General features: G+C 35.7%; 14 protein-coding genes. 2 read left to right on the forward strand and 12 right to left on the reverse strand.

Annotation, left to right across the window (positions count from 1 at the left end):
* The first annotated feature begins 7 nt into the window (after nucleotides 1-7).
* On the forward strand, nucleotides 8-913 hold the full coding sequence (locus FHP04_RS08430) for a DUF5655 domain-containing protein (protein WP_139855659.1): 906 nt from the start codon (nucleotides 8-10) through the stop codon (nucleotides 911-913).
* A gap of 353 nt (nucleotides 914-1,266) precedes the next feature.
* On the opposite strand, the gene FHP04_RS08435 is transcribed toward FHP04_RS08430, so the two are convergent.
* Together FHP04_RS08435 and FHP04_RS08440 are read right to left on the reverse strand one after the other, a co-directional pair.
* Complete coding sequence (locus FHP04_RS08435; protein ID WP_139855660.1) at nucleotides 1,267-2,112, reverse strand: hypothetical protein; 846 nt, start codon at nucleotides 2,110-2,112, stop codon at nucleotides 1,267-1,269.
* Nucleotide 2,113: 1 nt separating this feature from the next.
* On the reverse strand, nucleotides 2,114-2,935 hold the full coding sequence (locus FHP04_RS08440; RefSeq protein WP_139855661.1) for a HipA family kinase: 822 nt from the start codon (nucleotides 2,933-2,935) through the stop codon (nucleotides 2,114-2,116).
* 584 nt (nucleotides 2,936-3,519) lie between these two features.
* Between FHP04_RS08440 and FHP04_RS14785 the strand changes: the two genes are divergently transcribed.
* Nucleotides 3,520-3,651 carry a hypothetical protein gene (locus FHP04_RS14785; protein WP_262710114.1) on the forward strand — a complete coding sequence of 44 codons (132 nt, stop codon included), beginning with the start codon at nucleotides 3,520-3,522 and terminating at the stop codon, nucleotides 3,649-3,651.
* A gap of 12 nt (nucleotides 3,652-3,663) precedes the next feature.
* Here FHP04_RS14785 and FHP04_RS08445 read toward each other — a convergent pair whose 3' ends face one another.
* The 10 genes from FHP04_RS08445 to FHP04_RS08490 all read right to left on the reverse strand — a co-directional run bounded on the left by FHP04_RS08445 (nucleotide 3,664) and on the right by FHP04_RS08490 (nucleotide 18,186).
* The gene (locus FHP04_RS08445) at nucleotides 3,664-3,999 is read right to left on the reverse strand and encodes a helix-turn-helix domain-containing protein (protein ID WP_139855662.1); all 336 of its coding nucleotides are present in this window, start codon (nucleotides 3,997-3,999) and stop codon (nucleotides 3,664-3,666) included.
* Between the two features lie 725 nt (nucleotides 4,000-4,724).
* Nucleotides 4,725-6,464, reverse strand: coding sequence for an efflux RND transporter periplasmic adaptor subunit (locus FHP04_RS08450; RefSeq protein ID WP_139855663.1), 1,740 nt, complete (start codon nucleotides 6,462-6,464; stop codon nucleotides 4,725-4,727).
* 13 nt (nucleotides 6,465-6,477) lie between these two features.
* The gene (locus tag FHP04_RS08455; RefSeq protein ID WP_139855664.1) at nucleotides 6,478-6,960 is read right to left on the reverse strand and encodes a DUF305 domain-containing protein; all 483 of its coding nucleotides are present in this window, start codon (nucleotides 6,958-6,960) and stop codon (nucleotides 6,478-6,480) included.
* A 4-nt stretch (nucleotides 6,961-6,964) separates the two neighbouring features.
* Nucleotides 6,965-9,007: a heavy metal translocating P-type ATPase gene (locus FHP04_RS08460; protein WP_139855665.1), complete on the reverse strand. Its 2,043-nt coding sequence runs from the start codon at nucleotides 9,005-9,007 to the stop codon at nucleotides 6,965-6,967.
* 26 nt (nucleotides 9,008-9,033) lie between these two features.
* Complete coding sequence (locus FHP04_RS08465) at nucleotides 9,034-9,489, reverse strand: heme-binding domain-containing protein (RefSeq protein WP_139855739.1); 456 nt, start codon at nucleotides 9,487-9,489, stop codon at nucleotides 9,034-9,036.
* 67 nt (nucleotides 9,490-9,556) lie between these two features.
* A complete protein-coding gene (locus FHP04_RS08470; protein WP_139855666.1) occupies nucleotides 9,557-10,171 on the reverse strand; it encodes a DUF3347 domain-containing protein in 615 nt (204 codons plus the stop codon).
* 52 nt (nucleotides 10,172-10,223) lie between these two features.
* Entirely contained in the window at nucleotides 10,224-12,605 is a 2,382-nt protein-coding gene (locus FHP04_RS08475; RefSeq protein WP_139855667.1) for a multicopper oxidase domain-containing protein, read from the reverse strand.
* A gap of 66 nt (nucleotides 12,606-12,671) precedes the next feature.
* Nucleotides 12,672-13,940: a TolC family protein gene (locus FHP04_RS08480; RefSeq protein WP_246051407.1), complete on the reverse strand. Its 1,269-nt coding sequence runs from the start codon at nucleotides 13,938-13,940 to the stop codon at nucleotides 12,672-12,674.
* Nucleotides 13,933-14,298 (reverse strand): four helix bundle protein, encoded by a 366-nt coding sequence (locus tag FHP04_RS08485; protein ID WP_139855668.1) that lies wholly within the window; start codon nucleotides 14,296-14,298, stop codon nucleotides 13,933-13,935. The genes FHP04_RS08480 and FHP04_RS08485 overlap by 8 nt, the downstream gene beginning before the upstream one ends.
* Nucleotides 14,299-14,373: 75 nt before the next feature.
* Complete coding sequence (locus tag FHP04_RS08490) at nucleotides 14,374-18,186, reverse strand: efflux RND transporter permease subunit (RefSeq protein WP_139855669.1); 3,813 nt, start codon at nucleotides 18,184-18,186, stop codon at nucleotides 14,374-14,376.
* Nucleotides 18,187-18,284: the final 98 nt, after the last annotated feature.

Below are 18,284 nucleotides of genomic sequence, written 5' to 3' on the forward strand. Positions count from 1 at the left end.
AAAATTCATGCATTTATATAACTTAAAATCAAAAGAATCTATTAGTATTTTAAAAGAGAAACCTTTTAAATTAGAAAGAGAAATACAATCTCTATTTGAAAGTAATTTAAAGGAATTAATGGGCTTGAAATTAGTAAAATCAGAGTTTTCCATTAAAAATAAGCGAATCGACACTCTTGCTTACGATACCCAATCAAAAGCATTTATAATTATTGAATACAAACGCAGTAAAAATATTAGTGTTGTAGATCAAGGATTCACTTATTTAAGTCTAATGCTAGAAAATAAAGCAGATTTTATTGTAGAGTATAATGAAACCTTAAAACAAAATTTAAAACGTACAGAAGTAGACTGGAGTCAAACCAGAGTAGTTTTTGTTTCTACGAGCTTTACTGAAAATCAAAAAACAGCAACAAACTTTAAAGATATAGCTATAGAGTTGTGGGAAGTAAAACGTTATGAAAACAATTTAATTAGCGTTAATCAAGTTAAGAAAAGTAAATCAGCCGAAAGTATAAAACCTTTAACATCTAGCAACACACAATTAGAAGCAGTTACAAAAGAAATAAAAGTTTATACAGAAGAAGACCATACAGCAAACAAATCAGATGAAATTATAGAGTTGTACGAGACTTTTAGAGACGCCATTGTAAATCTATCTGATGACATTGAAATTGAGCCTAAAAAACTGTATGTTGCTTTTAAAAAGGATAAAAATATAGCAGATATAGTTATTTTAAAGAAGGGGTTAAAATTATTTATCAATCTAACAAAAGACACGTTAGATGATCCAAAAATGTTAATGCGTGATGTTTCTAATACAGGACATTGGGGTAATGGAGATTATGAATTAATCATTAAAAATACTGATGATTTAGAGTATATAATGAGTTTGATTAAACAAGCTATCTAGCTGTAAATTCCAAACAGTACAAAACCAAATATTTTCGTACTTAACCCCCCTCTGTCTTTTATTATGTTTTGTATATCCGGAGCGCTGAGGGATTTCGAACCAAACCAATGAGTATCTATAGATAATAAATTATACAACGTAAGTTCCTAAATGAATATTATTTTATAAACTTACACTACAAAACGTATATACCTAAAGCCAAAAGGTTGTATAAAATGCACATAAATACCCCATAAGAAGTATAACCACTGGGAAAAATTTGCAAATACCACAATATTGAAAGTTTAGAAAAAAATCAGTCAAAAGTTGTATAAACGAAGAAATATATCACTTTATATTATTAATGTAAAGTTTTAATCAAAAAAAGGTCTTACATTATTTATTTGTATATAATCTTCAATAATTCCCACTTCGCTAATATCGACAAACTCTAGAAATTCAGTATCTCTAATATGTTCCCATAGCAGGTGGTTTTTATTTATTTTCTTTTGTGGTTCTCTTCCTAAAACAAAATATTTTCCCCTTGAGTCTCCTTCTAATTCTATAGCTTTTGTTAAAGATACAAATCGAGTAACATCATTTTCCAGGTAATAATGACTTTTATCAAAATCTATAGTTTGACCAGCTACAGGTATTCCATTGATACCTATAAAATCTATATCTATTGGTGCAAACAAATTTTCAAAATCCTCAGAAGTCAATGTCTTTTCAATATTAACTCTCTCTTGAATTTTAGGGAATAATTGCTTTTTGACTATAGAATGAACGTTAAATTCAGGTTCAGCATTTGTGGCTTCAGAAAATTTAAAGATATATTTTTCAAAAATTTGTTTAAAAGTATTATCATTTAAATCTACATCAATAGTCCTTGGTTCAGAAAATTGAATTATATTATTTGAATATCTAGAAAGATAAACTAGATAACTCTCATTAACCCAGTCATTCTTAAAATCTCTTTTATTAAACAATTTATTAGATTCAACTATATTTTCAGAAACTATCTCTTTATCAATTGACTTAAGATAACTTTTAATTAAACTATATCTCTCATTATTTAAAATACCTTTAAAAGCAGAAAGCTTATCTGAAGAGAATTTAAAATAATTTTTCAAACCATTAGAAACAAGTACGCCTATACTAACTCTTTCATTAAGAGTAGTATTTAAATTAACGTAAAGTATTGAATAAATAGTTTTCATTTTAATTAATTACAAAAGATTGTACAAACTCTCTAAAGTTTGATTCACATTGATTTTTCCAATCATCAGAAAATAAATTATCAAAAATTCTTTTCTTAATTAAGACTTTATCGATATTCCAAGATTCAGGAACTAAATTTAAAATATCGTCTAATTTATTTTCACATTCTTTGGTGCAAATGTATAACATTTCCACCAAGTTATTCACAATGTCTGTTAATTTCCTATCTTTTCCAAATAAAATTTTTGCAACATCAGTCTTTATTATTGAATCATCTTCAGTCAATTCTGCTATTCCATAATCAAGAAAAGTCGAATTAAAAATGTTTACATGGTCGATTGCATAGAAAAAATTGATTTTTTCAGGAGAAACATATAAGAGCAAGTTAAAGTTATTATGATTTCTATCTTCATTTGCTATCCAAATATCAAATAATGCTATTTTTAAAAAATCCGCCTTGTCAGCTATTTTATCTCTAAAAGATTTTTCATCAAATAATGACACCATGGAGTGATCTAATTCTTTAGAAGTTTCCAAATATAAAGATCCGAAACACTCCTTATCAAACCAACCTAACTGTAATTGTGGAAATTTGTCATTTGGTATATGTTCTTTTTTAACATTAATAAGACAAATTTCAGGTGTTTTAATTCCCCATATTTTAGCAAACTCAGATGCTATCAACTCGTTAAATAAATATTTAGGAAACCTATCATACTTGCATACCCAATCTCTGAAGTCATCACAAGTTACAAGTAGCGGACTACTACCTTGAGTGTCAAAAATTTTATGAACATCTTCAATTGTATGAAGTAATTGCATTAAAATATATTTATATATTCATTTCCAAACAAATATATCAAATATAAACTTTGCAAAACAACGCATGTAAAAAACATCTAAATACTCGTCTAACTTAATTTTTTTACTTATAGAATGACCTATTTTTAGTCGAAAAAGTATTTGTTTACTTACAGGCTGCTTTTAGTATAAACACCTTTTAAACTCCCTACAACACAAAATTTCTATTATGTTACATCAGTTGTAACTTACGCTTTAACAACCCATTTCTTGTTTATTTAAAATTATCCATTTCAAGAATTACATACAATAAAAAAGCAAAGAGTTAGTGTTTACACTCAAAAAAGTACGCCGTAATAAAATCATCTCCAACCAATGTTAAATAAGACGTAGTCAAAGTTGTAATCGGCAATTTAATAGGTATCATGCACAGTATAAATTGGTTATGAACCGATAAATGCTATATTGTAAAATTTTCGATTTAATAATGCTCACATCCGAACTACACAAAACCAAATCTAAATCAGAATATTTCTTAGATCAAATCTTTGTTTGTTTCGCTTCGCTAACTTTCATTTTAAAACGACTTAAATATTTATTAATTTATGATTACAAAGACAATTCAAATTCAAGAAGTAACATTAGATGAATTAGCTGACAAAGTAGCTGATACACTGTTAGAGAAAATAAAGCTATATATAGATGATTTATTAAAAAAGAATGAGGCGCGTTATTGATCTTTCAAATATTTAAATTGATTTATTTCGGTTTTTAAATATGTATTCGTTCGCCCGTTCATTAAGATCTCTATTTGTTAAGCACTTATTTTCCATTACCCATTTGTCTATTTCATTTTTTTCAAAATATAAGCGTTTACCTCTTTTGAAATGAGGTATTTCTTTACCACTCGTTAACTTATATATACAAGAAAGAGACAGATTTAAATATTCACTAACTGTGTGAACAGTCATGATCTTAGTAGGTGTTTCTGAATCTACCATATTCTGGCTTGTTTTATAGATTTTTTGTAATAAATCTTCAATTCGCTCTAGACGAGAGTTGATCAATTCAAATGGATTTTCCATATCAGTAATTTTTATATGTTTCAAACACTTTAAATTTTCTGCAACCATTATCAATAATTAGCTTTAACATTGCCAATTCAATTATTGATAACCATTCCTTCAAATACCAATTTCAATATTGCACTTAATCATATCTCCGTCAAAATAAACCTTCACTTAATTGAAATATTGATATAAACAGCAATTTCACTATTGATATATACTTAATGATGAATCAATTTATAAATTGATTTTAAAACACTGTAATACAACAAGATACTTATAATTATTGCAGAATTAATGCAAATAGAAATGTTCAGCAATTGTTGAATTGAATGAATAAATATTCCTCCTTCAATAAAACCATTGCAATAAAGTAATGAAAGAAAATAAAATTAGTTTCCAGATTAATACAAATTTCTAAACCAATAACTATATTTATTGATCAACAAATTTATTCAAGAGGAGTATTGCCCTTGAATCAATATTTGCAATTGTCTTATTGGAAATAAATTGATAGAGTTTTTATTTTATCCTGATTTATACCAATAATTTGAGTAAAAAAGATATATTTACAATAAGGTTTAAAGGTGACCTATTAGGTGACCTCATAATGGTACAGGACTGGAACATCAATGAATAAAGGCACTAAGAAGGAGGTTCACTTACCTCTTTCTCCGCAAAAGGAAACCCACAACTTCTTAGTTGTGGGTTTTTTATTTATAAATTCTATATGCCTATCGATCTTAGTCAATTTCTTCAGTTACTTCACCACATTTTAACATAGAGGCCCCATAGTACGGATTTAAGATTCCTTCCTCTGTACTTAACCAAAATGCACCTTTGTCGCTATTAACCATCGGACAAAAATCTACATATACTTTTTGATTGATACCGTAGGTTTTAACTGCGTTTATCAGATAGTTTGAAAGTATTTCAAAATTATTTCTTTGTTCTTTAATATCAGAAGTTTTAGAGATTGCTTGTGCAGCAGTTTGAAGCTCTTTTTCCAATTCCATCCAATGACTGTGGCCTGGCTCTTCTTTTAAAAGCTTCATATCAACTTTTTGTATGCTTTTAAGTAAATCTGAAGCCGCTGTTTTAGGTTTTTCTGAGTCATCATTTACCAAGGCTTTTTCAATTACCATATAGTCATCAAAAACTGCTTTTAACTGTTTTTGAAATTCTGAAGATACTTTTTGTCTTCCGATATCAGCTATTTTTTTTGACGTATCCTCCTGAGTGTGATCCTGTGAATTCATCATACTCTTTTTCCCTTGGAGTTGTGCTGCCGCATCTACGGTAAATGTACCATTAACAACTACCTCTTCTCCATTTTTAAGTCCATCGGTAATTATATAGTTTTCACCATTTTTCACGCCCAAGCTTACTTCGCGCATTTCGAAAATTGGTTGGTTAGGATTTGTTTTTACATAAACCAATGATCTATTTCCCGTCCAAAGTACTGCAGAAGCAGGAACGCTAATTACCGATTCATTCCCTACATTTTTAGGAAGATTTACTTTGGATGTAACAAACATTCCAGGTTTAAACAACCCTTCTCTATTATTTAAAGTTGCTCTTACAGAAACAGTTCTAGATTGAGTATTTAAAATTGGGTCGATAAAAGATACCGTAGCTTCAAATTCTTTGTTTGGATAAGCATTAGTGGTAACTGTGATTTTCTGACCTTCTTTTAATTGAGAAATCTGGTTTTCGTAAGCATCAAACATAGCCCAAACTGTACCTAAATCACTTACTCTTACAATTGGTTGCCCCTGCTTAACATAGTCGCCTTCTTCTGCCAGTTTTTCTGAAACTGTTCCAGAAACCGTTGCGTAAATAGGAAAGTTTTCACGTACTTTTCCTGATGCTTCAATCTGATTTATTTGAGCTTCTGACAGCTTCCACAGTTTTAATTTATTTCGAACTGCTTTATACAATGTAGGTTGCGATTCTTTCATTGAGGCTGCTGTTAAAAGCTCTTGCTGAGCTGCAACTAAGGATGGAGCGTAAATAGTTGCCAACAACTGACCTCTATTCACTTTTTCACCCGTAAAATTTACATTTAATCGCTCTATTCTTCCTTCAAAATAACTTGCTTGTACTGCATTAGCTTCTTCATTGGGCATAATTTTACCAGAAAGAGACATACTATTTTCGTCTTCATCCGCAGCATTACCCACTTTTACAGTTTGAATGTTTGCCAATGCCATAGCGTTTTTGGTCATTCTTATTTCGTTTAATGAAAGCCCTTCAGCTCCCGATTCTGCAGGAATTAAATCCATCCCACAAATTGGGCAGTCTCCAGGTTCGGGTTGCATAATTTGAGGATGCATAGAGCAAGTCCACATTTCGTAAGCTGCAGATTCCCCTGAATGATCGTGACCACCTGCTGTAGTATTTGCATCTCCACCAAATAGAAGAATGCCACCTAAAAGCCCAACAACTAAGGCTATCGCTATATAAATAATATTTTTATTCATCTGATTCTTTATTTTACTTATTGTTTTCTAATCGTTTAATCATAGCTTTCATTTCGGCTATTTCCTTTTCTTGGGCTTTTATAATGTCATTTGCGAGTTTTTTTACCTCTGGATCTTTTATATCCGCTCTTTCGCTAGTTAAAATAGCGATAGAATGATGTGGAATCATAGCTCTCAGCCACAACACATCGCCAACAATAGGACTTTGAGCTCTAACCAGGCCGAGCGCAGCAACGAAAAGAATAGTACTTCCCAAGAGAATAGCGATATTCTTTTTCTTGTTTTTGTACATTTTGCGCATAAAGAACCACATTATAAATGCCATTGCTGAAATGCCCAAACACGTCATATAAAACCTTGTCAGGCTAAAATAAACGTGATCGATTTCATAAGTATTCAAATACATTGTGATGTACATTGCTATAAAAGAAGCCGCGAGCATCAAAATGAATTTTGTGTATACATTTTTATTGGAATCTTGTTTTGAATTTTTCATAATATTAATTTTTAATTTCAGATTTCATACTTCTTTTTAGCAATTGTGCGTTTGCAGCTGCGATAATCGTACTGATACTCATCAGCGCGGCACCAAATGCAGGACTTATCATAAGTCCAGGAATAAATCCTGTTGCCAATGGTAAAGCCACTACGTTATAACCTGTTGCCCAAACCAGGTTTTGAACCATTTTCCGATAGGTCGCTTTTCCAAACAAGATCAAGTTGACGATATCTTTTGGATTGCTGTCCATTAAAACGATGTCTGCAGTTTCAGCAGCTACGTCCGTACCCGAACCAATAGCGATCCCTACGTCGGCTTGGGCCAAGGCAGGTGCGTCATTTACGCCGTCTCCAACCATAGCCACAAATTCGCCTTTTGCTTGGAGTTCCTTAATTCGGTCGAGTTTTTGGTCGGGCAACACTTCGGCCATATAATCGTCGAGCCCCAGCTTATCGGCCACGTCTTTGGCTACTATCTCATTGTCGCCTGTGAGCAGGGACACTTTTATATTGTTTTTTTGAAGGGTTTTAATAGCGCCATATGAACTTTCTCTAATCTCATCGGCAAAGGTTATAAAGCCAATCAACTCGCCATCAATAATGGTGAATATCTTGGTTTCAATTCCTTCCTCTTTATCTTCGGCAACAGATTTTTTCAATTGTTCCAACAATAAAAATCCACCCACCTGCACTTTTTTGCCATTTACGATTCCACTTACACCTACACCTGCCGTGTACTTAAAGTCGGTTACTGAGGGAATATCCAATTTTTCCTCTTTCGCCTTTCGCCTTAATCCTTTGGAAATATGATGCTCAGATGGACTTTCAATGGCAGTGGCATATCTTAATAACTCTGTTTTGTCATAGTTTGAAGATAATGGAACAATGCGCGTTACTTCGTGGGAACCCTTGGTAAGTGTTCCTGTTTTGTCGAATACTATGGTCGTTATTTTTCGAGAAGACTCAAAGGCTGTTCTATTGCGAATCAACAATCCATTTCTCGCTGAAATGCTTGTTGATATTGCGGCAACCAAAGGCACAGCTAACCCCAAGGCGTGCGGGCAGGAGATTACCATAACCGTTACCATACGTTCCATTGCAAATGCCATCGTTTCGCCCAATGCCAACCACGTAAAGAAAGTTCCAAAACCTAACACTAAAGCGATGATGGTAAGCCATTTTGCGGCTACGTCTGCCAAGCGCTGGGATTTTGATTTCTGTTTTTGGGCAGCTTGCACCATATTTATCACTTTTGATAAATAGGCATCTTCGCCAATACCTTTAACTTGTACTTTTACAACCCCATTTCCATTTATGGCACCGCCGATAACCTCATCACCCACGGTTTTGGTAACGGGTCTGCTTTCGCCAGTGAGCATACTTTCATTAAGGTCACTTTCACCTTCAACAATTATCCCATCAGCAGGAACTTTTTCTCCGGGTCTGATCAGAATAATATCGCCTTCGTTTAGTTCACTTATTTTCACTTTTCGCGTTTGGCTCCCTTCCACGAGGTTTGCCTCATTTGGCATTAAGGCCGCCAGAGCTTCCAAGGCTTTGCTGGCCCCCAAAATAGACCGCATTTCCAGCCAATGCCCAACAAGCATCACTACGATAAGCGTTGCCAATTCCCAAAAAAAGGTTTGGCCTTCGAATCCCAAAATAACCGCGGAACTATAGAAATAAGCTGCAGAGATAGCGACGGCGATGAGCGTCATCATCCCTATCGATTTGCTCTTCAACTCGCTTATCAAACCTGATAAAAATGGCCACCCTCCATAAAAATAGACGATGGTCGACAACCCAAAAAGCACATAACCACTGCCCGGGAAAACCCACTCCACCCCTAGCATTCTCTGAATCATTGGTGATAATGTTAAAATGGGTATCGTCAAAATGAGCGATATCCAAAACCTGCGTTTAAAATCGGCTATCATCATCCTGTGATGGTCGTGGCCCATATCGTCGTGATTGTGATTGGAATGATCCATTTCTGCTTTAAGCTTCGATGGATTTGGATGATTGGTACGTTCTTGGTGTTCCATAGTCTTGCGCTTAATTCATTGAGTAATTATTGTAAACTGCCTTTTATGGCCTTCATATAATTTATTACCTCTTCTTTTTCAGAATCAGAATACACAGCATCTCTGTGAAGCAAAGTATATGAGAAGAGCGGCATCTCGTCATCTTCAATTTGGCTAATAATTGATTTTAGCTTGCTGTTCTTTCGGCGGTTGGAATATTCGTCCCATTCACTGAAATTCAATTCTTTTTTTCCTTCTACTACATGATCCTCTAAAAACCAAGCAATGGGTTGCACTTTGTTGTACCAGGGATAGGCCGTATTATTGCTATGACAATCATAACAGGCTACTTGCAACAATTTGCCGATATTATCCGGAGTATTGTTTACTGTTAAAAAATCGGTTTTTGGCACAAATTCGCTTTGGTTGCGTTCTGAGGGTATAAACTGAATTCCCACAAAAGCTACCAGTAAAATTAGCGCTATGATTTTTAGGAGTTTTATCATTTATTTTTCTGTAAAACCTACAAGGAACCCCGCTGAAGGGCGGGGAATACCTTGCAGGTTGTAATTAATTTATCTCCTTTTGCACTTTTCCACACTTCATCATTTTGCTTCCGAAATATGGATTTTTAATTTCTTTCTCCATACTTAACCATGCGCCACCACCATCAGCGTACATCGGGCAAAATTGCTGGTATAAGGTGTTTTCCGTGCCAGTAATTGCAACCATATCTGTAACATCCTTTGTCAACATTTGGAAATGTTCGCGTTGATGAGCCATATCGCTTCTACTAATATGCTCTGCGTGCTCCGTTGCTACTTCAATAATATCTTTCAACTCCGTTTGTTGTTCAGCAGTAAAACTACTCACATCAAAAGCTTGCAAAGTATTTTGAAGCTTCTTACCTGCATCGGCAGCAGCTTTTTCATCCGTCGCTACTAATGCGTCTTTAAGCGTCATATATTCTGTCAACACTTGCTTAGCTTGGGAGTTTTGAGTGTTGGAATCCATCCCAGTATTAGAGGCACTCATATTGTCATGGTTCATACCTTCCTCGTGATTCATTTCAGAATGCATACCTGTCTCTTCGTTATGCTCCGTCTTTCCGTCTTTACACGACATTGCTGTTAGGCTTATAAAAGCCATTGCAATCATTGCTGTTGTTACTCTTACTTTCTTCATTTTTATTTTGATTTAAATTAGTACTCGTTTTTAATTGATTTATAATTATTGATTAAAACCTCATCGAAAGACCGCCACCTGCGCCAAATCGGTTGTCATAGCTTGCCATCAATGAAAAGTCTCGTGATAAATAATATTCTATTCCTGCCTTCCAAGTAACTTCATTCATAAAATTATCTCCCATAGGAAGGTCGTTCACCCATCCAAAATCTGCTTGATATTCATAGCTACCAAAAATGGCAGTCCGTGGGAAAATGAGGATTTCTTTACTCAGACTTATTTGCGGTCTTAATTTGCTGTCAATTCGAACGTCAAGATTGAAGAGGTAGGGCGTTAAAAACCTAATTCCTGCAATGGCGGTGGTGGATATTTCATCTAGACTATCGTCCATTTCGTTTTCAAAATTCACACCCCCAAACACTCTAAAATAATCGTGTAGATAACGTTCATAACTTACTTCGGCTTCCAAATTTTGGTTCCAACCATACTCCGCAGAAATATTAAATTGATTTCGAATGTTTGAAGCCACAAATTTAAATTCCGCCATGTGCGAAGCAGCGTCAAGGGTAGACCAAGTATAAAACTCGTCTGCCTCCTTAATTAATTTTTTTACGGGATATGGCTCCATTCGTGGATCACGAGGAGTCTCATAACTAACCACTCTCGCCATTCCGCTCATCATATGATATAATATATGACAGTGAAAAAACCAATCGCCATTTTCATCACCGTCGTTGCCGCTGAATTCTATGGTTACTTCTTGCATAGGCGCAACGTTTACGGTGTGTTTTAAAGGGGAATATTCTCCATTTTTGTTTATGACCCTAAAAAAATGTCCGTGAAGATGCATTGGGTGGTGCATCATGGTTAGGTTGTTAAAAGTAATCCTGGTAACCTCCTTGCCACTTATTTTTATGTTATCCGTTTCGCTTAAAGGAACCCCGTTTATACTCCAAACATAGCGTTGCATATTCCCTGTTAGATTTAGTAGTATTTCCTTAATAGGAAGGTCCTTATCATAATCCGTTTTTTCTGGGGACTTTAGATAATCGTAGTTATATTCTGCAAACATGTTTATTTCATCCATAGTTGAATGATCCATGCCCGCCATTTTTGAAGGCGAATCTGATCTCTTCCCTTTATTGGAATGATCCATCTTGGAATGATCCATTTCCATCCCTGCCTTGGTTTTAGATGAATCCATTTTCATTTCCGTTTTAGAATGGTCCATTTTATCATCCAATTCAGAATTTTTAGACATACCTTCCTGTTCCGTAGGCGGGTTCATATGGTCCATTTGCATACCATACTCTTCCTTCATTTTATATCGCTCATCTTTTTTGGGACGGAATTTCAAGGCATGCGCTCCCATTTTCATATCCATTTTTGCCATTTCCTGCATCATCTCAATCTTGTCTGGTTTAGCGATAACTTCAGCTGGCAAAATCTCTCCGTCACCAAAATAAGCTGTGGTGGTTCCCGAACCGTCCTGTGCCATTGCCCGTAATTCTATCTTTCCCTTTGGAGGAATCGTAATTATAAAGTCATAGGTTTCAGCAGTGGCAATAAAAGTTTTGCTCTGTGCAACCGGAACCACGTCCATTCCATCTGAAGACACCAATAAAGGAGACTCTCCACCAAATGTCATCCAGAATTGTGAGGATGCGGAACCGTTTATAATTCGTAAACGCACTTTATCTCCAGGTTTAAAATTGGGATATTCCACAGATTGCTCTCCGTTAATCAAAAATGCTGGATAATATACATCGGCTATATCTGCGCCTCCCATCCGTTGGCGCCAAAAATCTAGCTGTGCGCCAAATGCGCCACGAGCTATCACTTTATTTAATGGTGTTGAAGTACCTTTTTTCATCTGGTACCATTCGTTGCCACGCTTTAAGTTTTGCAGTATACTATGCGGATTTTCATTGGTCCAATCGGATAACATCACTATTAAATCGTGATCGTATTCCATTGTTTTTTCCTTTGGATGAATCAATAAGGACCCAAAAACCCCACTTTGTTCCTGCAGCATGGTATGCGAGTGATACCAATACGTACCCGATTGCCTAATAGGAAATTCATACTTAAAAGTTGTTCCTGGTTTGATTGGTGGCGTGGTTAAATAAGGCACCCCATCCATAAAATTTGGCAACAACAATCCGTGCCAGTGAATGGAAGTCTCTACCTTCATTTCGTTTTTCACATAAATAACGGCGTATTCACCTTCCGTAAACTCTAAAGTTGGTCCTGGAATAGTTCCGTTTACCGTCATTCCCTTGACTGATTTACCTGCTTTGTTGACCATTTCTTCCTTTATAACAAGCGTATATTCACGAACTGGTAAATTATCAGAATTGCCTTCAACCATTTGCGCAGTCATTTGACTGCAGCCTATTAATAGGAGAATTGTATAAAATATTAAGTTATTCATTTTCTAGACCTTTAGATTATTAATCGATGTTGATAAAGTATTCTGTTAACACCTCTTATTTAAAATTTAAATGAACGGGATATAGTAATTAATGATGCTGCTTTGTTTAAAATACTCTGCGACAGCTTCAATGCGCTTTATTTGAAACTGAAGTTGTAATTCCTGTACATCTAAAACTTCATTAAAATTGATAGTGCCTGTTTCGTAATTCCTCAATAGAATTTCATTTGCATTTTCTGCTTGTTTCAAGTTTTTATCTTGAGTTTCAAGCCGGATTCGCGCTGCATCTCTACTTCTTAATGCAGTTTGAAGTTGTGTAAACAAACTGTTCTGCGAGGCTTCTTTTTGAATGTTTAGTTCCTCATACCTCAACTTGTTCTGACGCGCTACAGACTTAAACTTCTTATTAAAAATCGGAATAGAAAGTGTTGCCATAGGCATTACCATATTCGGGGCTTCATTAAAAAGCATATATTCTACCCCTACTCCAAAACTCGGTGCGCTTTCTTTTTTATTAAGAGCATCGGCTTGAGAAACTACTTTGTTTAACTCTTCAAACTTTACCAATTCGGGGTGGAAATTTAATTTTTCAAAATCTATCGCTACCTCTTTTTCTGGAATAGTTAAGCTATCAACAATAGGAATATCAACAACTTCTTTTCGATTCATAATCTTATTGAAAACAGTTTGCTCTGAAGCAAAATCCTGTGCCAATACCATTTTCCTTTCGGCTAAATCATTCTGTCTCATTTGAAGTCGCAATACAGAAACAGCAGACGCTTGTCCTACTTCCACAGATGTTAAAGCCATTTGCTCATAAACCTTTAAAAGCTGAATATTAGAATCTAATACCTGTTGTTTTTTTGCTATTTCATACAAACGATAATAGGATTGCGACAAGGCCAAGGCAATTTTTCTTTTAGCGATTTCAATCTCAACTAAATCTGCGTCCGCCATAGCATTTGCATATTTTTGACGTGCTGCAATAGTTCCAAACCAAGGCAGCATTTGCATAACCGAAAATTCTGCTTGTTGCATCATAGGCATATTTCCTTCTCCAAACATATACCCTCCTGAAAACTGAGTATCGGGTAAGGCATTAACCTCAGCTATTTTTTCAGTTGAAATTGCATGCTGCTTTTCCACCGCTTGAATATTTGGGTTGTTTTCTAGGGCTTCTTCAATATAGGTTTGCAAATTTTGTGAATAACCTAAACCACTCATCAACACTAAAAAGATTAAAGATAGAAGTTGGATGCTGGAAGCTGGAAGCCTGAAATGCGACTTTAACATTTGTGTATTCACTTTTACTTTTATGAAATTTATTTTATTCATAGCTTTTCCAGTTTTGATATAATTTGGTAAACATTTTTCCTATTTGTTCATTGCGTTTAGTAAATTCGGAATGCTCTTCTTTTTCTATATAATTACAAGCCAAGGCATAGTCTTGCCAATCTTGGGTTTCGGAATTCGAGCTTAATGCCTTTATAAGCTGCTGTTTAAAAACTGCTTCGTATTGTCGTTTTCCCCAACCTTCATCAATGTTAGCTGATACAGAACGCGAGGAGCGCACGATTTGTGAAGTGAGTGAATATATTTCTTCATTCGGAAATTTTCTTGTTCGCCAAAATATATCCATAGCCAACGAAAACGCTTCCTTATGTACCTGTAAATCCTTGTACGATTTTATCATAACTTCTGTGTTTTTTAAAGAACATTTAAAATTCCTATTTCTAATTTCCAACCTCCAACCTCCAACTTCCAAACTCTAGTTTTCTTTAATAATTTTTAAACGTTTTTTCAATTTTGCTTCTCGTCTCCAGCTGAATAAAATTGGAACTACAAATAGGGTAATTAGTGCAATTAACATCCCACCAAAACTTGGAATAGCCATAGGAATCATTATATCGCTTCCCCTACCTGTAGATGTTAAAATTGGTAATAAGGCAAGAATAGTAGTAGCCGTAGTCATCAAACACGGACGGATACGCTTCAACCCTGCTTCTAATACAGACGCTCGGATTTCCTTTACGCTTTCCGGTTCATTCTTATCAAAAGTTTGCGTTAGATAAGTTGCCATTACCACACCATCATCAGTGGCAATTCCGAAGAGGGCTATAAATCCTACCCAAACAGCTACACTTAAATTGATAGTGTCCATCTGAAACATTTGCCTTAGGTTTTCACCAAAGAAATTGAAATTTAAAAACCAATCTTGTCCATAAAACCAAATCATTAAGAATCCTCCAGAGAAAGCCACTGCAATTCCAGTGAACACCATTAACGAAGTAGATACCGACCTGAATTGGAAATAAAGAATTAAAAAGATAATTGCCAACGCTAAGGGAACAATAACTGAAAGTGTTTTCTCAGCTCTAATTTGATTTTCATAAGTTCCCGTAAACTGATAACTAATTCCCTTAGGGACTGAAAGCGCTCCGCTGTCTATTTTCTCTTGAATTAATGCCTGAGCGTTTTCAACCACATCAACTTCTGCAAAATCGTTTAGCTTATCAAAAAGTACATAGCCTACCAAGAAGGTGTCTTCACTTTTAATAACCTGCGGCCCTTGCTCGTAACGTATATCCACTAGTTCTCCTAAAGGTACTGGATTTCCTTTTCCTACTGGCACATAGATGTTCTGAAGGTCCTGTGGGTTAGCTCTTAGCTCTCTTGGGTAACGCACGCGTACTCCGTATCGCTCACGCCCTTCAACTGTTTGCGTTAAAGGCATTCCCCCTACAGCAACTTGCAATATTTGTTGAACCTCTTCAATAGAAACTCCATATCGCGCGAGACGCTCCCTTTTAATGTCTATTAACAAATAAGGTTTCCCAACAATACGATCGGCAAAAACGGCTTCTACTTTTACCCCTTCAGCGTGTTTTATGATTTCTTCAAGTTCAAGTCCGAAAGCCTCAATCTCTCGTAAATCCTGACCTTTCACTTTAATCCCCATAGGCGCACGCATTCCTGTTTGCAGCATCACCAACCTAGTTTCAATAGGCTGCAATTTGGGAGCAGATGTCACCCCTGGGATTTTGGTAACTCGTACAATTTCATTCCAGATATCATCAGGAGATTTTATTTCAGGTCTCCAGTTCCTGTAAAACTCCCCGTCGTTATCGGGTATAAGGTCTTCTGATGTTACATTGAACGCAGAAGAAATATCTCTCCCTTCTTCTGAAGCGTTCTCGACTGCGCTCGAACTGAGATATGTATTGGGGTTTTCGACAAGACCACCTTTCTTCAGCTCGAAAAGTCCATCTTCATTAACTTTAAATCTCTGTCGTTTTCCTTCGTCGTTTATTGCGTATTCTGGCTTGTATAAAATGATATTTTCATACATCGACAATGGCGCTGGGTCTAAAGCTGATTCTGTTCTCCCTGCTTTTCCTACAACTGTTTTAATTTCAGGTATGTTTGCGACGGCCATATCTAATTGCTGCAAGACGCGTTTATTTTCTTCTACCCCAGAATGCGGCATTGAAGTTGGCATCAGCAAGAAGGAACCTTCATTTAGTGATGGCATAAACTCTTTTCCTGTATTTTGCCAAATAAGAACTCCGAAAACAACGATTAGCGTTGGCACAGAAAGGAAAACTATTTTATTGCTTAGTGCCCAAGTTAGAATTCGAGCGTAATATTTCTGAAACACCCAAAACACTCCAAGAAGTCCAAAACAGATAAATCCTACAAATAAGAGGTTCCAAAATATACTTTTATCTACACCAAGAGGACGCCAGAATTCAGCTAATAAAAAGACTACTGCTAGTGCTGAAATAAAGATGTTTATAATATTGGCGCGTTCGTCTGTAAGCCAGATTTTGTCAGAAATTTTAGAAGCGATTCTTTTATCTTTTAAAAGTCCTGTAATTCCGAAACCGATTAAAATAAGACCTAACCAATAGCCAAAAACTATGGCGGCAATCCCAAGAATTATTAGAATTCCGTTAATTAAATTAGAAGTAACCTTTTTAAAGTTTTTTCTTCGGAATAGATACGCTGCAAATGGAGGAATTAAAAATAACGCAACCATAAATGCCGCTACTAGTGCCGCTGTTTTGGTAAAAGCAAGTGGGCGAAATAATTTCCCCTCTGCTCCTATCATCGTAAATACCGGGATAAAACTGATTATAGTGGTAAGGACCGCAGTTAATATAGCGCCTGATACTTCTGCGCTCGCATTATAAACAACCGAGTTGATTGATTGCTTTACACCTGTTTCTGAAAATCGTTGTTTTTCTTCCTCCAAATGCCTAATTATATTTTCAGAAAGTATTACTCCAATATCCACCATAGTACCGATGGCAATGGCAATACCAGATAAGGCAACAATGTTAGCATCTACATTAAAGAACTTCATGGCGATAAACACCATTAACACCGCAACTGGCAATAATCCGGAGATAAGTATTGACGCTCGAAGGTTAAAAACCATTACAATAATTACAAAAATTGTAATTAGGATTTCTAAACTTAAGGCTTCGTCGAGGGTGTCTAATGTTTCCTGAATAAGCTCCGATCTATCGTAAAAAGGAACCACGGTAAGCTGCGAAATAGTTCCATCAGAAAGTTCTTTTGAAGGCAATCCTGCTTTAAGTTCTTCAAGTTTATCTTTTACATTATTAATAACTTCCATAGGGTTGGCTCCGTAACGAGCAGTAACAACCCCACCAACAACCTCAGCACCTTCCTTATCCAAAATTCCTCTTCGCGGTGTAGGTCCTAAACTAACATTTGCAATATCCTTGATTCGGATAGAAGTGTAGTTTTCGGAAGTAACCACCGCATCTTCAATATCGGCTACAGACTTTATATATCCCAAACCACGCACTAAGTACTCAGCCTGGTTTATTTCCATGGTTTGAGCACCGATGTCTTTATTACTTTCTTTTACAGCTTTTACAATTTGTGATAGACTGATGTTGTATTGCCTCATCAACTCTGGCTTTACATCAATTTGATACTCTTGAACATACCCACCAATGGAAGCAACTTCTGAAACTCCACTAGCCGATGACAGTGCGTATTTTACATAGTAATCTTGAATGCTTCGCAGTTCGTGTAAGTCCCAACCACCGGTTACATTACCATCTTTATCTCTACCTTCAAGCGTGTACCAATAAACTTGTCCTAAACCTGTTGCGTCTGGCCCTAAGGACGGATTTACATTTTCTGGAAGTAAGCCAGCTGGAAGGGAGTTTAGCTTTTCTAAAATCCTACTTCGGCTCCAATAGAATTCTACATCTTCTTCAAAAATGATGTAAATGCTCGAAAATCCGAACATAGAAGAACTTCTAATGGTCTTTACTCCAGGAATTCCTAATAGTGAAGTTGTAAGCGGGTAGGTTATTTGGTCCTCAATATCTTGGGGAGAACGCCCTTCCCATTGAGTGTAAACTATTTGTTGATTTTCGCCTATATCAGGAATGGCATCCACGGCTACAGGGTTACTAGGCAATAAGCCCGTATCCCAACTAAAAGGTGCATTTACAACACCCATGCCTACAAAAAGTGCGAGTAACAATACTGCAACCAGTTTGTTCTCTATGAGAAATTTTATGCTTTTATTTAGCATTTGAATTGATTATTAAACAGTTAAACTTTGAATAAAATCCTAAGAAGTCAGGAAAATAAAATCAAGAATCTTGTCCTAGAATGGTAAAACCATAGGAC

It is taken from the genome of Aequorivita sinensis (genome assembly GCF_006346335.1).
GTDB lineage: Bacteria > Bacteroidota > Bacteroidia > Flavobacteriales > Flavobacteriaceae > Aequorivita > Aequorivita sinensis.